A 15,063-nucleotide genomic window follows, 5' to 3' on the forward strand; every position below is an offset into this window, starting at 1 on the left:
TCGGGCTTTTGCAGGCAGCCCAAATCTCACCTAACTCCCTCGTATTCGCTGACTTTTGAGGTAGGAGTCCTGCTGTCCACAAATAGCGGGATTTAAAAATAGCCATCTACTTATCAAGTAAATGGCTATTTCTCCTTATATATTAGAATACTTCTTATTCATCACATATTGCACATACTCAGGCGCACTATTATTAATCTCTTCATCACTTAGCTTATATTCTGCACCATATAAATAAAACGAAGGTATAAATTCCATTCCCGTGTATAAGCTTGTAGCGTGAAATGGTTTCGTCAACTCAGCCATTGTGATCCCGCTATTTTCATAGTCTGTTTCTAATCCACCTATAGAAATAGCTACACCAAACTCTTTTCCCTTCACTTTATCCCCTTTAGATCCGTAAGCAAATCCATATGTTAATACATCGTCAAACCATTTTTTTAATAGTGGTGGTGAGCTGTACCAGTAGAATGGAAATTGAAATATATATCGGTCGTGTTCTACTAATAGCTTTTGTTCCTCTTCAACATTAAACTCCCAATTTGGTGCCGCTTTATATAGTTCATGCACCGTAATTTCATCAGAATGTTTCTCAAGTTCTTCTACCCATCTTTTATTAATTCGAGACTTTTCAATATCAGGATGTGCTACAATTACAAGTGTTTTCATATATTTTCTTCCCCCTTATAAATAATTCAAACCCTTTAGTATTAGTATGGATGAGTCACATATAATTGAAAAGTACGTACTTTCAGGTACTATAGGAACCTTGAGGTACCTTTGGAGGTGTTTTATGAATCAAAATGATGACTGCCCAATTGCAACGACACTCGATGTAATCGGCGGAAAATGGAAAGTTTATATTTTATGTGTTTTGATGGATGGAAAAATGCGAACAAATGAAATTAAACGAGAAATTCCAAACCTTACACAAAAGGTTCTTACACAGCAACTTCGGCAACTTGAAGCTGATGGGATTATCCATCGTACCGTATATCAAGAAGTACCACCAAAGGTTGAGTACACACTAAGTGAACACGGAAAATCTTTAATGCATATTATGAATGAACTATTTGAATGGGGAAAAGATCATCAGATGAAAAGATTAAATGACTAAAAGAACACTATCAATTTTGTTCAATCTTCTATGTCAAGAATTTTTCTAAAATTTCATAATAGGGTACCGTAACATGTGATTAACCTAAGGTTGAAAAGTCCCCCAAAAATGGTAATTTTGTATTTTTATCGTTTTTTTTGGGTAACTTGTTTTCTTAAGTTAATGGACATGGGACGTACCCACCATCTATCAATCCAAGAAGATTTAATTAGGAAAATGAAATTTTATAAAGTTTCGTATATACTTACTACATTTCCCTTATTAAACGCTCGCTCTATTTTTTCTAATCTCAATTGTACGTAAGCTATAAAGGAGCACCCCTAAACCAAGAATTTTTTCATTATTAGACACATTAGAACCTAATGTAATAGTAGGTACATTTAAACCCATAAACCTTTCACTCCATTCTATAGGCATATATCCTTGTTTACCGATTGCTAATGTACGTCCTTCTATTGTACGGAGAGTGCTTTGAATAAAATCAAACTCAACTTCTACATCTGACAATTTTGTAGCTTTATCAGTCATCAAAGTACCACGTATCATAGTAAATCCTTGTATCATTTTTTCTTTAAACATACCAATCTGGTTATAATTCGAATCATAAGTTACCCAATCATATCCGTCCACTTCAGTATGAAAATATGCTATAATTTCCCCGCTACTTGTTTCTAATCCATAAACATCTTTATTATGTAAAAAAGGTATCACTGAAAAAAGAATATTAGATGAAACTATCTTTGTTCCTGCAATATATCCACCATCAGGATGATATAAACCAAATTGCTTGTTTCGTTTAGGTAATTCTAATACGACAAAAGTATCAACATCCCAAAATGTTGCATTACTTTTTATAGTATTCTTTTGTATCAGCTTCCCTTTTCTTAACTGCCAAAATCCAATTCCAAAAAAGATAGAAGAAGCGATAACAAAAAAGATAATCTGCCCCCAATTAACATGTCCCCAATCGTCATATACAGCGCATAACGCAAGAATAAAAATACCCGTTCCAATTAACAGTTTAAACTTCCCTTTTCTCTTATAGTAATCAAATAATTCCATTTCTATATTTCCACCCCTTATTTGTGTTCCCTGACTATTAATATATCAAAAATACAGAATGCCCTCTATCCAAAAATATGGGTTCCACTGCCTATGTCATTTGTTACTCTTCATAATTATCAACTTAATAAATTTTATTGCTGTCAATTGAGTTTTCATAAACTTTGTACATAAAGAACAGATAACTTAATGAACATGAAAGCCTTTTACCAACAAACTAAGATGAAATGTTATAATATATGTAAAAATCAAATATTCTTTAAAAATTACGTAAAGTGCTGCTTAAGATTATTAGTATGTTAGAGATTCCAAATAATTATAACGTTACCAGTTCAAATATTAATAGAGGTGAAATCATTGAAGAATCAATATATAGCAACACTTGTCGAAATCGTGTTAAAGCATATACCCAAGGCAGCTGAGAAATCGATGTTATTTGCATTTTACAATGGGGTCGTCACGACGTATAGTTACTTTCATTATGAATCTATGAAAGTATTTGAACATGGCTCAGAAGGACTTCCATCTAATGAAATTATGGACAATATTCAAAGAGTACGTCATACCGGGGAATCGAACTGGACTGCATTTGTTTTAACTGTCAAAACAAATGGTTTATATGAAGTTGATTATTATGACGATTTAAATCCTACTTTAGAGTGCAGTTCTGCACTACTTTTACTTGCATACAGCCATTATCATATTGAACCAACCTCTGATTTTGGTAAATCACAACTACAAAGCGCTATTAAAGCAGAAAGTTTTAAGAAAACGTTAAACTACGCGTGTATGAGAAATGACATAGAAACAGTTAAAGAAAAGTTAGTAAACATTAAATTATCTACATTAAATAAAAAAGGACCTGATAGAAAAACGCCACTTCACATTGCTTGTCTAAATGGCAATATTGAGATTGTTACATTACTAGTAGAAGCAGGAGCAGATTTGAAAATTAAATATCATGGAGAAACACCTTTTGCCCTAGCATGCGGAAAAGGTAACGTAGAAATTATTAAATATTTAATTTCTAAAGGTGAAAATGCAAATGATATCATGGTCGGAAAAGTCAATCCTCTTCATTTAATTAGTAGTTCTGGTAATCAAGAAATTGTTCAATATATTTTAGAGCGTATTACAAATATAAATGCGGTGACAAACAGGAAACGTTCAGCTCTCCACTACGCAGTGGAGGATAACAATCTTGAAGCAACAAAGGTTTTAATAGACAACGGTATTGATATGGAATTACTAGAAGAATACAAAAGGGGTGCATTAAGCCTTGCTTGCGGCCGCAATAAACCAGAGATGGCAGCGCTGTTGTTAGAAAATGGAGCTAATATCCATAGTACAGGACAAGGAAAAATCACACCGTTACATAGTGCATGTGAACGAGGCTTTATTGAAGTAGTTCGAGTGTTACTACAACATCAACCGAACTTGCATGAGAAAGCAACATTATACAGTATGCCAAAGAATGAAAAATTAAAAGAAACCCCCATCGAAACAGCCGAACGCCTTGGATACGATGAGATAGTCGAACTTTTGAGCTCAAAATTATGAGAAAGAATGAAAGTAAAATCAATATTTTTGTATTTTAGAGATAATACCATATCACTATCAAGCTAATTAAAAAGATACTCCTTAAAAGTAAAAAACGCTATTCTCTCTGTAAAATCATAGAAAAGAATAGCGTTTTTCATTTTGAAATCGTTTCATTTTGCTACTTGCTAGCTTCACGTTAAGAGTAGCAAAAAAATTGTCCAACAGGATGCCTATATCATTTAAATAAATAGTGTTATGGATAGTTATATAATTTGTTACTGCGAAGTCTAGCAAGTCATCATTTATACTAAACATGCCAATATTGATTTTGTACGATTGTCCGTTACCTCATAATAAATTTCTAATCCTTTTCGAGTACCTGTTACGATTTTAGCAGCCTTTAGTTTGGATAAATGTTGACTAATTGTACTTTGGGGCATTTGTAGATTCCCATACATTGTTGTTACATTTGTAGCGCCTTTTGCAAGCATTATTTTTACTAAGGATAAACGGACAGGATGTGCCAATACCTTTAATACTTCAGCGATTTCTACATACATTTCTTTTTTTTCTTTCATGTTTCTTTCTCCCCTTTTATATAAATATTAATGATATCCATATATATAATTCGTAAGCATATATGTTTTTGTGTCCGTCATTTTAAAAAAATATAAAAAAACTTTACCCCGAAAACAAAGGAGTGTCTTAACATAACGTTTCACTATCAGTAATGAATAGAAATTTCGTTATGGAAGCAGAAGGTTTTATGTTACTACTCTATATTCAACTAGCTAAAATCAATGAAAAAGAGAGCAGATAATCTGCTCTCTTATGATGCCTCCTTATGTTCCGTGGAATGTTTAACACTCCCCATTCTCTTTAGTTTATTCCACCCTACTGCTACTCCTCGAATCGATGAGAATATAGATTTAATGACAACATACGTCATAAATTGACGATAAATAAAGCGTTGTAAAATTAACCATGCTAATGGTTTTGGATTCTCTTTCTCTAATTTAAATGCAAATAGTGAAGCGAGAAGATCTATGACAAAGAATACAAGATAAAATCCTAATACTTTTAGCGGATTGCTACCAAAAAGCCCCATAATCATTAATATATCTGCTAAAGGTGCAATAAATTGCAGAACATATTGGAATAACCACATATTGGGCAATGCAATAAATCCTAATGCTTTATGTTTGGAATGAAACAGCGCTTTTCGATGTTTCCAAAGACATTGGAGTGTACCGTATGACCAACGATATCGTTGTTTAATGAGACTTTTCACATCTTCAGGTGACTCCGTAAAAGCATATGCTTTTTCTTCATATACAATTCTATGTCCTTGACGTAAAAATGTAATAGTAAGATCCGTATCTTCTGCCAATGTGTCTTCGCTTAAATAACCAGATTCAACTACATTCTTTTTACGCCATGCTCCAATCGCTCCAGGAACAACTGTAATACAATTTAACTCCTCAAAAGCTCTACGTTCTAAGTTAAATCCTGTAATATACTCAACATGTTGCCAAGTAGTCAATAAATTCCGTCTATTCCCAACTTTAACATTCCCTGAAACTGCCGCTACATTATGATCTTCAAAGTGTCTAATCATTAAAGAAATAGCATCTTGTGCAATAATAGTATCCGCATCTAACGTAACAATGATTTCTCCTCGTGATTGCTGAAACCCTAAATTCATTGCCGATGATTTCCCGCCATTTTCTTTCTGAATTAAACGAACTTTAGGATGCTTATAAAATGTTTCTTCCATTACTTTTGACGTACCATCTTTCGATCCGTCATCCACAACAATAACTTCAAACTCTCTATAATCACTATCCAAAATGGAGCGAATCGTCTTAGCTATCACCTTTTCTTCATTATATGCTGCTATGACAACAGTAACGAAAGGTTGATAAGAAGAATTAGTAAATAAGCGGGCGCTTACTGTCTTTTTCTGCTTGTATGCAAAATAAATTAAAAATAGGAATCGAAAAATACCTAATCCAATAGCAATATAAAAAATCGTTGTTAATATATGCTTTGCATATCCCGCTCCTGAAAAGACAGCTTTATTGTAAAGTAAATATTGCTTACCCTCAGAAGAAACAGGTGGCATAATTTCATCTCGTTCTTTATTCATTAAATCTGAAATTGTTACAAAACTATATCCATGCTTTTTTAGGTCTTTAATAATAATCGGGAGCGCCTCTACTGTATGGGTACGATTCCCTCCCGCATCATGGAGAAGAATAATATTTCCCTCTCCCTTATAAATAGGATTAAGAGCACGTCTTACTAATTCATTTGTTGATGGTGTTGCCCAGTCTTCGGGATCAACTTTTTCCCCTACCATTGTATAGTTCATATTTTGTGCACGTAAAATAGGCAATATTTCATTTGATGAATCCGGGTTAGCATCCGCTTCATATGGTGGTCTAAATAAAACCGTAGAATGTCCAGTTACTTCCTGAATTAAACGTTGCGTCGTATTAAGTTCTACTTTCGTTCGTAATAAAGACGTATCAGCTATGTTAGGATGCTTGAAAGTATGATTGCCAATTTCATGCCCTTCATCGTATATTCTTTTTACAATATTAGTATTTAGTTGCGCGTTTTCACCAAGTACAAAAAAAGCAGCATTTATTTTATTCTCTTTTAATATATCTAATATTTCTGGCGTATATTTCGGGTCTGGTCCATCATCAAATGTTAATACTACTTGTTTTCCATTTGGTTTTCCATATCGTTGCACTTCATACGCAGATGGTAAGGAGTGATATACTTCATCTGTAAGGTAACCATCTTTGCCTACTTTAAAATCTCTCAATCCATTTTTTCTTTCATTCTCAATCTGTAAAATTTCACCTTGTCCAGAATAATTTACTTCATCTAAACTATTGATTTTATGTAATACATTAGGATTTTTTTGTACCTCAATAGGATTTTTTAAAACCTTCCATATTGTAGGGTCTTCTGCTCCTAGTCTCCATAATGCAAACCCCTTTGCATTGTTGTCCATTGCGATTTTTACTTGATTATAGAGAGTAACACCGTCTAAGAACCAAGCAGTATGTTCTTTCTCTCCTGTTTTATATCTAAAATAAGGGTTTCCACTCATCTTATCCCATTGTATTTTCATATTTGAATCATGAGCCATTGCCATAACTTCTGAGAAAGTTAAAGACTTCGCAGCTACTTTACTATTTACTTCCCAATCATATCCATAGTTACCGAAAGCAACTATAAGCTTATTAGACGGAATATTCAGTTCTTTCAATGTATGTTGGAACCATTTATTTGAAGCAATTGGTCCTGGTTCCCCAGCTCCATAGTGCTCATCGTACATCATTACAATCATTCGATCTATTATTTTTGCTAACGCACTATAATCAAAAGCCTTATCATTAGCTGGAACATCTTGTGTAACGAGTAAATCATGTTCATGAAATTCCGTAGTAAGTTCTTTCATAAAATTTGTTAAGTTTTCTCTATCACTTTCAGGTACAGCCTCAAAGTCAATATTAATACCTGAAAACTGATTCTTTTTAACTTGACTTACTAAATCATTAATAAACTTTGTCTTTACATCGTTTGAAGAATTCAGTAACTTATGAATTAGCCCACTATCAGGACCAGAAGCTTCCTCAGTATAGTTAGTAAGCAAAGGCATAATCTTCACTTGATTTTTTTCTGCCAACTTTACTATCTCAGGTTTTATCTCACTTCTAATCGTTAAATCTGCTTTTAAATGATACCACTCTGGTACTAACGTAGTTAATGAATCGATATTTTCTTTTAAAGAAGCGGTACTATTTTCATCCCAGTTTACATAAAAACCATACACTTCTTTAGGTTGTTTACTATCCTTCGGCGAATTCACCAAATTTTTATTATCCTTCGTTTCGGTATTTAGTTTAAATTCTTCCTTCTTTAACTGCTGATCACTAAGTTTTTGATTAATTGGTATAAGTTTAGTATCTTGTTGTACAGCGGTATTCATATTTGGAATTTCTGGTGTTGAAAAAATACTTTGAAAGAAAAAATAAAATACAACACTTACACTAACTATTGAGATACATAGAAACCAAATAAAGGCTATGTTTCTCCTTCCTTTCGGATCATAAAAAACAGGTTTTTCTTTATCTTTCTCTTGTTGAATGTTTTTCTCCATTATATTTTTCACATACTCCTTCTTAATAGAACTATAAAATAATAAAGTGCAACTTTAATCAGCCCTCACCAATTGTGCATTTACAAGCAGCCCAACTCCCACCTAACTTCTTTGCCCCAGCCAAATTTTGAAATGGGAGTTTTACTGCCCACAATAGCGAGATACATCCTTTTAGCTTTGAAATGACTCTCTCACTTCCAGATTCTATTGATTCTTCTTTTCATTCCCTTGCTGGTGGCCTCTATTTTCTTGTTGAGACCCCCTACCATTGTTCCCTTGCTCGTTTCCATCATTTTCTTTCTGGGATCCTCTTCCATTGTTCCCTTGCTGATTCCCATTATTTCCTTGTTGAGGATTTCTTCCATTGTTCCCTTGCTGATTTCCATTATTCTCTTGTTGAGATCCTCTTCCGTTGTTCCCTTGCTCATTTCCATTATCCCCTTGTTGGGATCCTCTTCCGTTGTTCCCTTGCTCATTTCCATTATTTCCTTGTTGTGATCCTCTTCCGTTGTTCCCTTGCCCATTTCCATTATTCCCTTGTTGTGATCCTCTTCCGTTGTTCCCTTGCCCATTTCCATTATTCCCTTGTTGTGACCCTCTTCCGTTGTTCCCTTGCTGATTCCCGTTATTTCCTTGTTGAGATTCTCTACTGTTATTCTCCTGCTGATTCCCTCTATTTTCTTGCTGAGATCCTCTTCCATTGTTTTCTTTTATTTGCTTCGATGGCTGTTCCTCTGTTTTCTTTTGTTCTTTCTGCTCTTGCTTTTCATATTTTTTTTCGTCTACAGGAGACAAATCCAGTGATGCATTAGGAGATGACTCCGGCTGTGATTGCACCTCTTCTTCATTTTCCACCGGATTAGACGGCGTGGCAGGGGGAGTAAGCGATTTGTTCTTTTCATTCTCTTGCTTTATATAGACACCTGTGCCAATTCCAGCTTTTCTAGCATTCTCTCGTACTTGCATCGTGCTACTTTGATATTCAACTGTAATATGTTTTAGCTCATATTCTTTCTTTAATTCTTTCATTGCCTTTTCCAACTGTGGTTCTAGTGCCTTGTCCTTTGCAACAGCTGTTAGCATAACTTGCTTATCATTCGTTAAATACTTATCCTCTTGACTTTGCTTTATAATAGTACGTATTACTTCTTGCAATTGTTTATTTTCCCATTGCTTCAATTCTTTTAAAATACGTCTTCCATCATCATTACAAGCCTGCAAATCTATAACACGAAAATCCTTTGTTACGCTCACCTCTAAACTTGGATTTATATCAACTGAGACGTAAGCAAATACTTTTTCTTCTGGTTGGTTGTAGAAAAACAACACTGCAAATAGAAAACAAGCAACAAGTATTGATGCAGGCTTTAAAAAGGAAGGAATCGAAAAATGCGATGCTTTTTGTTCTTGCTCATCAAATGAGATTTCCTCCCCGATCATGCAAGAATCCCCTTTTCTTTTACACGTAATAAACTCTCCATTTGGTGTTAAAACAACTACGCTATGCTTTTTTATATCCATCACAATTCCTTTATTCATCATGCTTTTCCCCTCTTATGTAATCCAGAATATATGTATAGTTGTTTGCAAAAATAATACACATTGCAATAATGTATTTTCTATGTCGTTCCAACGTTTTACGACTTACCCTAACACGCGGTTCAATATGTTTAAGCGGTAACTTTTTCTTTCGGAACAGCTCTTCCATCATTTCCTCTTCTTTTATAATAATTTTCACAATTTCTATTAAGTGCTCACGCGTATCACGATGCTTAGGAGATTCTTTAGCAAGCTCTGAGAATGTGATTTTAAACTCAGCTAGCACACTTTGAAAATGAAGAATTTCCTCCTTACGGTTACTATTTTCCATCTCTTTCATATACTCCGTAAGCGACACTTGCATTTCTAACATTTCCTCTTGCTCATCTTCTTTTAAAAAGACAAAGTTATGTTTAGACTCTTTACGTATATAGTCAATTACATCTCTTTTTATAAGAAGATCAGCAAACGCTAAAAAGGATTTTCCTTTTGTATATGAATACTGTTCAATTGCTTCGTTAAACGCAAACAATCCAATGCTATATTCATCATCCTGTTCTGTAATATATCGGCGGCAGACAGATGAAATTGATTTTCTAATAAAAGGCTGATACTGTACGATAAATGCTTCTTTATCTGCTTCGTTGTTTTGTATGTTACATACGATATCTTCTATTTTCGGTTTTCTTAAGATCTTCATTACTAAACTCAACACTTGTAATCTCCCAGCCTCCTTCAAATAGCAAAATGGCCACTACACACGTGACCATTTAACCAGATTTTCTTGGTACTTTTCTTCGGTCTTGTTTTCTTGCTGTTAGTTATATTTTTAGAGTCTAACTTTTTCCAACGTTTTCTTAATGATTTTCCTTTTCTCTCGGCACTAAAGTTAAGTTTGTATTTTTATCTACTTTCTTATTTTCTACCGTTCGTTTTGCTTATTCTTTTTCTATTTTATCTGCAATCCTTGAATAACTCTCCTCTATACCATTGGTAATTTCATCCTTTTATTTTAGATGCCCACCTAATCTAGTAATTTTATTAATACTTCTATATTCTTTCATAGTCATTTTTCTTCTAATTATTTTCTTCACTATACATATTCGGAGGAATACATAGTTTTATGGGGGTCAAAAAATATTTTTATAAAAAATACATATTTATTTCAAAAATAAAAAACCATCAATTTGAAAAAGGATAATCAAATTGATGGTTTTCTTATAATATCTATTAAATTAAGTTGGATTCTCATTATATCTAAAAAAGTACTAGCTATCCTCTGCCGATTTTCTCCATTTTTATCTTTCTTGGTTATCATAATATGTCTTATCTGCGTATTTTCTATCATTTCCTTTTAGATAAGCTAAAATTACTTTTGGATTTTTAAGTAAAGTCCAGTCTCCATATGTATCAAATCTTCTGCATGAAGTTATCATTCCATTTTTAATAGTACCGAATTTCTTATTATTTTTCTTTCCCCATTCTTTTAACCGTTTAGCGAAATCTGCATCTTCTGCCATAAGCATGTTTTCATTAAATCCGTTGATTGCCATAAAGTCTTTTCTATAGCACCAAAAAATCCCTACAGATATAGCTCCGTACTTAAAAAGTAAGGGAATTATTATTAACATTGCGGAGAGAAATATTCCTAAAGATATTCTTTCAAACTTCCCATTTACCCCACCACCAATGTATTTACCTGAAGTTAAATATTTATCTACATTAGACAACATAGACTCTGTCATTATGGTATCAGCGTCTATAGTGACGATTATTTCTCCATTAGCTATTTTAGCCCCTGCATTTCGAATTTTAGATAAGTTTTTATCGTTATTTTTCAATGTAACACAATTATAAGATTTTGCTATTTCCTCTGTTTTATCTGTGCAACGATTTAAAACAACTATAACTTCCGTTTGCTCTTTATATGCCTCTGATGCCTTTGCAATTGAATCTAAACATTTTCTAATGTACTTTTCTTCATTATGTGCAGGAATTATAATAGAAAATTTCACATCTTTTTTCAAATTGACTCCTGAAAATTCGTTTGTCTCAGTCATAATATTCCCCCCTTATTTTATAAGGTAAATATCTGCTATACATAACTTATATTAATATTTATTAGGTTATATTATAGAAACTGCAGATAAAGAGGCTCTTACTGTCGACGTTCAAAAGCAAGACGTACAGCAAGCCCCGTTAAAACACTTGCCATAAGCCAACGCTGTACTCGTAGCCACGTTGGGCGTGTGCCAAACCATTTTGCAATTTTACTTGCTGTACATACAATTACAAGGTTAACTATAAAGCTAACAGTGATTTGCGTAAGCCCCAAAACTGCACCTTGAAAAAGCAACGATCCCTTCTCTGGATCTTCAAATTGAGGTAGAAGTGATACATACAAAATAGCAATCTTTGGATTCAGAAGATTCGTCATGAGTCCCATCAGAAATAATTTCCTTGGTGGCTCATTAGAAATCATACGAGGTTCCATAATAGATGTAGCACCCGGTTTTATCGAATTCCAGGCGAGCCAGAGCAAGTAAGCAGCACCTGCCCACTTTACTGCTTCATATACAGCGGGAACAGCAACGAATAGAACTGTAAGTCCAAACATAGTTGCGATTATATAGATTACAAATCCGAGCATGATGCCCAATAAAGAAATAAATCCCGCCATACGTCCCTGCGTAACGGAACGGGAAATGAGGTAAATCATATTAGGCCCAGGTGAACAAACCATGCTAAGCGAAACAATTGCAAAAGCTACCAAGGTACTCAAGCTGACCATAAACCTTCCCCCTTTATGTTACATAAAATTTCCTATTGTACATTTTATCATGATTGAGGAGAGAAAAGATTCATACTTCTCGCTCCCTTAAGTAAAACTTTAAAATCTCCTTGAATAAGTCTATTTTTTTAAATGAAATATCAACGGCATTTTATGTCTAATTCGTATAGGTGTTAGCAAGTTCGTTTGCAAACTTGTTAGCACTTTTTATTTGATTGAATACCAATGGTTATTTACTACACCGTTTAACTCATCCGCTAATGCATCCAATCTTCCCCCTTCCCCTTTACCAAGTTCTTTCAAATAATTTCCATGGTAATTTCTTTAAATCATTTTATTACATCCTATTCTTGTAAATCTAATTATTTGAATGTAAAATTATAAATAAGTTTTAACATTTTGAATCGAGGTGAAAATCATGAGAAGTTTTGGCTCATTAATGATCTCTACTGTTTGTTCAGTACTTCTTATAATTTGGAATGTCTATTCCTTCTATAACGGATTCACAACAGGACGCACATACTACTGGATTAATGGCATCGCAGCTGTTATCTTCCTTTTATTCTTTTTCCTCAACATGCGTGATTTTAAAAAGAAAAACTACAGAGCCTCATGACAATAAGAGTTGATACATATGTGGAAAAGAATTAAGAATTATAGATTGAGCTTAAAAGATTTAAAGTTCATGTTATGGTTGTTCAGTATAACTTGTTTTATATACAGCTACAATTTCATTACAGGATTAGCTTTTGACCACAAATTCCAAGTCTATTATTTAGGTGGTGCTATAGCTACATACGCCGCATTTATAGATACTAAAAATAGGATTAAAAATAAAATTTATAAGACAGCGTAATTTAAAAGGAATCCTTTATGGTTTCCTTTTTTCTATGCAAAATAAAAAAGAAGCGGATTCGCTACTTTTACTTGTTCCAATCTTTAAAATCGGTATATTTACTATAAGCTGTTTCGGTTGCATTTCCTTGCCAACGATTCTTAGCGTTTTCTCTTTTATCTTTCACATTAAGTTCGCTTATATCTACATTTTCGCTTAGCCATTCTGGATTATCATAGCGTATTTATTGTTGAACATCCCTGTTTTAACGTTTTGAATCGTTCGCCTAAAATTTATTATACAAAATAAAAATAGCTACTCTTGAAAAGTTTCACATTTTATTTTAAATTAAATGCAATTTAATAAAATACACCTCTCATACATCACTGTTTTTTCGTTTATTGAGTCCGTTTGTTTTGTACAAAAAAAGCACCTAAATGGGCGCTTTTCACCGAATCATCTTTTTTTATATCTTTTTCTTCTGCTTCTTTTTACTTCCTTCATTTCTTCTTGCATAACTAGTTTTTCAAGGTATAAACGTACTAGCTTATAATCACTCTCTTTTCGCTGCTTTTCTTTCTCTTCTTTTTCTCTCTGCTCTCTTCTCTTTTCCTGCTCTTCCTGTTCTTTCTCTTTCTGCTCTCTTCTCTTTTCTTCTTGCTCTTTTTTCTGTTCTTTCTCTTCAATACATATGTCAACCAGTTTACTAAAGAAAATAATCTTACTATGCTTCTTTTTACCAGGTCTCAATACGAAAAGAATAAAAGTTATGATTGTAAAAATCCAGAAACCTGTTACGGTAAATCCACTAATCTGCATAGAATTAGTGGATCCATTAATCATCTTTGCATTAACGAAAAATCCAGTTGCAAGTACAGAAAATAAAACCGTAACAGCTGGTAGAATCATTGAATCCATTTTAAGTGGATCATGGTACTCAGATAAACTTTCTATTCTTGCTTTCACATACTTTAAATCATTTTTTTCTAACTCCATTAATTTATCCTTATTAGATAAACTATCAGTATCATTAGAAAACTCCTTGGTATGTACATAACTATCCACGATAAATTCAACAAATTTCTTATCTTTTTTATAAAGCAGATTTTTTTTAAAATCCTCTTGGTCCTGTTGTGTAAATTTAGACACTAGCATTCACCCTCAATTTCGACATTTAAAATTAATCAAAAGTAATACTATCTTTTTATCTAAATTTTAAAGTAATATTCAAAAAATGAATAGCAAAATCTTCACTATTACACTATCCTTGTATCTAAAGTTAATGAGAAGTAACCTTTTTTATAAATTCCTTTATATCACTTATGAATCTAGTATAGAAAACACTAAACTCAATAAGAAACACAAAAGCCACGACACTCACGCACCGTGGCTAAATATTTAAATGTAATTGGTCTTTTAGTCCTTATTGCGGATTCTTACCGCCCATGCCAGTTCTCCAGTAACATTTTGATAAAGCGGCTATGATCATTGATTATGAGCGCATAGATACGTTATCCCCACGTTATGCTCTTTTCAAAGAACGAGTAACTGTAGGAATATCGTATCATCGATTCCAATGTAAAAAGGCACCTGATTTAGTGCCCAAAATAGTGCCCTAAAGGGCGATACTGGGCCGCCTGGCATTATTTCACTGACATTTAACCAAAGTGATAATACTGCAACTAGCCCAACTACCCTCGTATTACCAGCTATTAGTGTAGGCGTTAATGAAATAGTAAAGTTAGAAGGGGTTTTCCGAACTAATTATACTTCTCTAATTCCTCTCACAGAATTTAGTGTATCTTCAATTCTTATTCTGAAAAGAGATGCCTTTATTATTACGGTTCAGTCAGAATCTCAAGATAATATTCAAAAACCAGCGAATGTTTCAACTAATTGAACACACAATGTTTCAGTAGTCTGGATAGATACCCCTCCCCCGGCACTTATATATACAGTCTAAATCTGAATGCCTCGGGAATTGGTACATCAACTAA

Annotated in this window: 13 protein-coding genes; 4 read left to right on the forward strand and 9 right to left on the reverse strand. The window is 33.5% G+C overall.

The genetic code is table 11. The features are described from left to right. Positions 1-135: 135 nt before the first annotated feature. Positions 136-669: an NAD(P)H-dependent oxidoreductase gene (locus tag MHH42_RS16865; RefSeq protein WP_087948721.1), complete on the reverse strand. Its 534-nt coding sequence runs from the start codon at positions 667-669 to the stop codon at positions 136-138. Between the two features lie 124 nt (positions 670-793). Between MHH42_RS16865 and MHH42_RS16870 the strand changes: the two genes are divergently transcribed. Beyond that, positions 794-1,117, forward strand: a complete 324-nt coding sequence (locus tag MHH42_RS16870) for a winged helix-turn-helix transcriptional regulator (RefSeq protein ID WP_001072968.1) — start codon at positions 794-796, stop codon at positions 1,115-1,117. Between the two features lie 261 nt (positions 1,118-1,378). On the opposite strand, the gene MHH42_RS16875 is transcribed toward MHH42_RS16870, so the two are convergent. Beyond that, the gene (locus MHH42_RS16875) at positions 1,379-2,179 is read right to left on the reverse strand and encodes an ABC transporter ATP-binding protein (RefSeq protein ID WP_106080644.1); all 801 of its coding nucleotides are present in this window, start codon (positions 2,177-2,179) and stop codon (positions 1,379-1,381) included. 357 nt (positions 2,180-2,536) lie between these two features. Between MHH42_RS16875 and MHH42_RS16880 the strand changes: the two genes are divergently transcribed. Continuing rightward, complete coding sequence (locus MHH42_RS16880) at positions 2,537-3,739, forward strand: ankyrin repeat domain-containing protein (RefSeq protein WP_070173551.1); 1,203 nt, start codon at positions 2,537-2,539, stop codon at positions 3,737-3,739. 284 nt (positions 3,740-4,023) lie between these two features. On the opposite strand, the gene MHH42_RS16885 is transcribed toward MHH42_RS16880, so the two are convergent. From MHH42_RS16885 to MHH42_RS16910, 6 genes are all read right to left on the reverse strand, one after another. Then, entirely contained in the window at positions 4,024-4,299 is a 276-nt protein-coding gene (locus MHH42_RS16885; protein WP_000660069.1) for an ArsR/SmtB family transcription factor, read from the reverse strand. A 251-nt stretch (positions 4,300-4,550) separates the two neighbouring features. Next, positions 4,551-7,901: a glycosyltransferase gene (locus MHH42_RS16890; protein ID WP_340894758.1), complete on the reverse strand. Its 3,351-nt coding sequence runs from the start codon at positions 7,899-7,901 to the stop codon at positions 4,551-4,553. Between the two features lie 204 nt (positions 7,902-8,105). After that, the gene (locus tag MHH42_RS16895; protein ID WP_070173555.1) at positions 8,106-9,443 is read right to left on the reverse strand and encodes an anti-sigma factor domain-containing protein; all 1,338 of its coding nucleotides are present in this window, start codon (positions 9,441-9,443) and stop codon (positions 8,106-8,108) included. After that, positions 9,433-10,155 carry an RNA polymerase sigma factor SigI gene (gene sigI / locus MHH42_RS16900; protein WP_002093524.1) on the reverse strand — a complete coding sequence of 241 codons (723 nt, stop codon included), beginning with the start codon at positions 10,153-10,155 and terminating at the stop codon, positions 9,433-9,435. The genes MHH42_RS16895 and sigI overlap by 11 nt, the downstream gene beginning before the upstream one ends. Before the next feature lie 583 nt (positions 10,156-10,738). Then, on the reverse strand, positions 10,739-11,500 hold the full coding sequence (locus tag MHH42_RS16905; protein ID WP_000140994.1) for a glycosyltransferase: 762 nt from the start codon (positions 11,498-11,500) through the stop codon (positions 10,739-10,741). Between the two features lie 98 nt (positions 11,501-11,598). Beyond that, the gene (locus MHH42_RS16910; RefSeq protein WP_000254117.1) at positions 11,599-12,231 is read right to left on the reverse strand and encodes a LysE family translocator; all 633 of its coding nucleotides are present in this window, start codon (positions 12,229-12,231) and stop codon (positions 11,599-11,601) included. Positions 12,232-12,649: 418 nt separating this feature from the next. On the opposite strand from MHH42_RS16910, the gene MHH42_RS16915 reads away from it, so the two are divergent. Both MHH42_RS16915 and MHH42_RS16920 read left to right on the forward strand, forming a co-directional pair. Further along, positions 12,650-12,847 carry a hypothetical protein gene (locus MHH42_RS16915; protein ID WP_002104975.1) on the forward strand — a complete coding sequence of 66 codons (198 nt, stop codon included), beginning with the start codon at positions 12,650-12,652 and terminating at the stop codon, positions 12,845-12,847. A gap of 18 nt (positions 12,848-12,865) precedes the next feature. Beyond that, complete coding sequence (locus MHH42_RS16920) at positions 12,866-13,087, forward strand: hypothetical protein (RefSeq protein WP_000265911.1); 222 nt, start codon at positions 12,866-12,868, stop codon at positions 13,085-13,087. A gap of 435 nt (positions 13,088-13,522) precedes the next feature. On the opposite strand, the gene MHH42_RS16925 is transcribed toward MHH42_RS16920, so the two are convergent. After that, positions 13,523-14,215: a hypothetical protein gene (locus MHH42_RS16925; RefSeq protein ID WP_000033278.1), complete on the reverse strand. Its 693-nt coding sequence runs from the start codon at positions 14,213-14,215 to the stop codon at positions 13,523-13,525. Positions 14,216-15,063: the final 848 nt, after the last annotated feature.

It is taken from the genome of Bacillus sp. FSL L8-0099, from assembly GCF_038006385.1.
GTDB lineage: Bacteria > Bacillota > Bacilli > Bacillales > Bacillaceae_G > Bacillus_A > Bacillus_A toyonensis.

Bases quoted from the DNA above. Each gene is read 5' to 3' on its own strand.
- MHH42_RS16915 (WP_002104975.1), top strand. From the start codon at position 12,650: ATGAGAAGTTTTGGCTCATTAATGATCTCTACTGTTTGTTCAGTACTT.
- MHH42_RS16875 (WP_106080644.1), bottom strand. From the start codon at position 2,179: ATGGAATTATTTGATTACTATAAGAGAAAAGGGAAGTTTAAACTGTTA.
- MHH42_RS16885 (WP_000660069.1), bottom strand. From the start codon at position 4,299: ATGAAAGAAAAAAAAGAAATGTATGTAGAAATCGCTGAAGTATTAAAG.
- MHH42_RS16905 (WP_000140994.1), bottom strand. From the start codon at position 11,500: ATGACTGAGACAAACGAATTTTCAGGAGTCAATTTGAAAAAAGATGTG.
- MHH42_RS16910 (WP_000254117.1), bottom strand. From the start codon at position 12,231: ATGGTCAGCTTGAGTACCTTGGTAGCTTTTGCAATTGTTTCGCTTAGC.
- MHH42_RS16920 (WP_000265911.1), top strand. From the start codon at position 12,866: ATGTGGAAAAGAATTAAGAATTATAGATTGAGCTTAAAAGATTTAAAG.
- MHH42_RS16895 (WP_070173555.1), bottom strand. From the start codon at position 9,443: ATGATGAATAAAGGAATTGTGATGGATATAAAAAAGCATAGCGTAGTT.
- MHH42_RS16865 (WP_087948721.1), bottom strand. From the start codon at position 669: ATGAAAACACTTGTAATTGTAGCACATCCTGATATTGAAAAGTCTCGA.
- MHH42_RS16870 (WP_001072968.1), top strand. From the start codon at position 794: ATGAATCAAAATGATGACTGCCCAATTGCAACGACACTCGATGTAATC.
- MHH42_RS16890 (WP_340894758.1), bottom strand. From the start codon at position 7,901: ATGGAGAAAAACATTCAACAAGAGAAAGATAAAGAAAAACCTGTTTTT.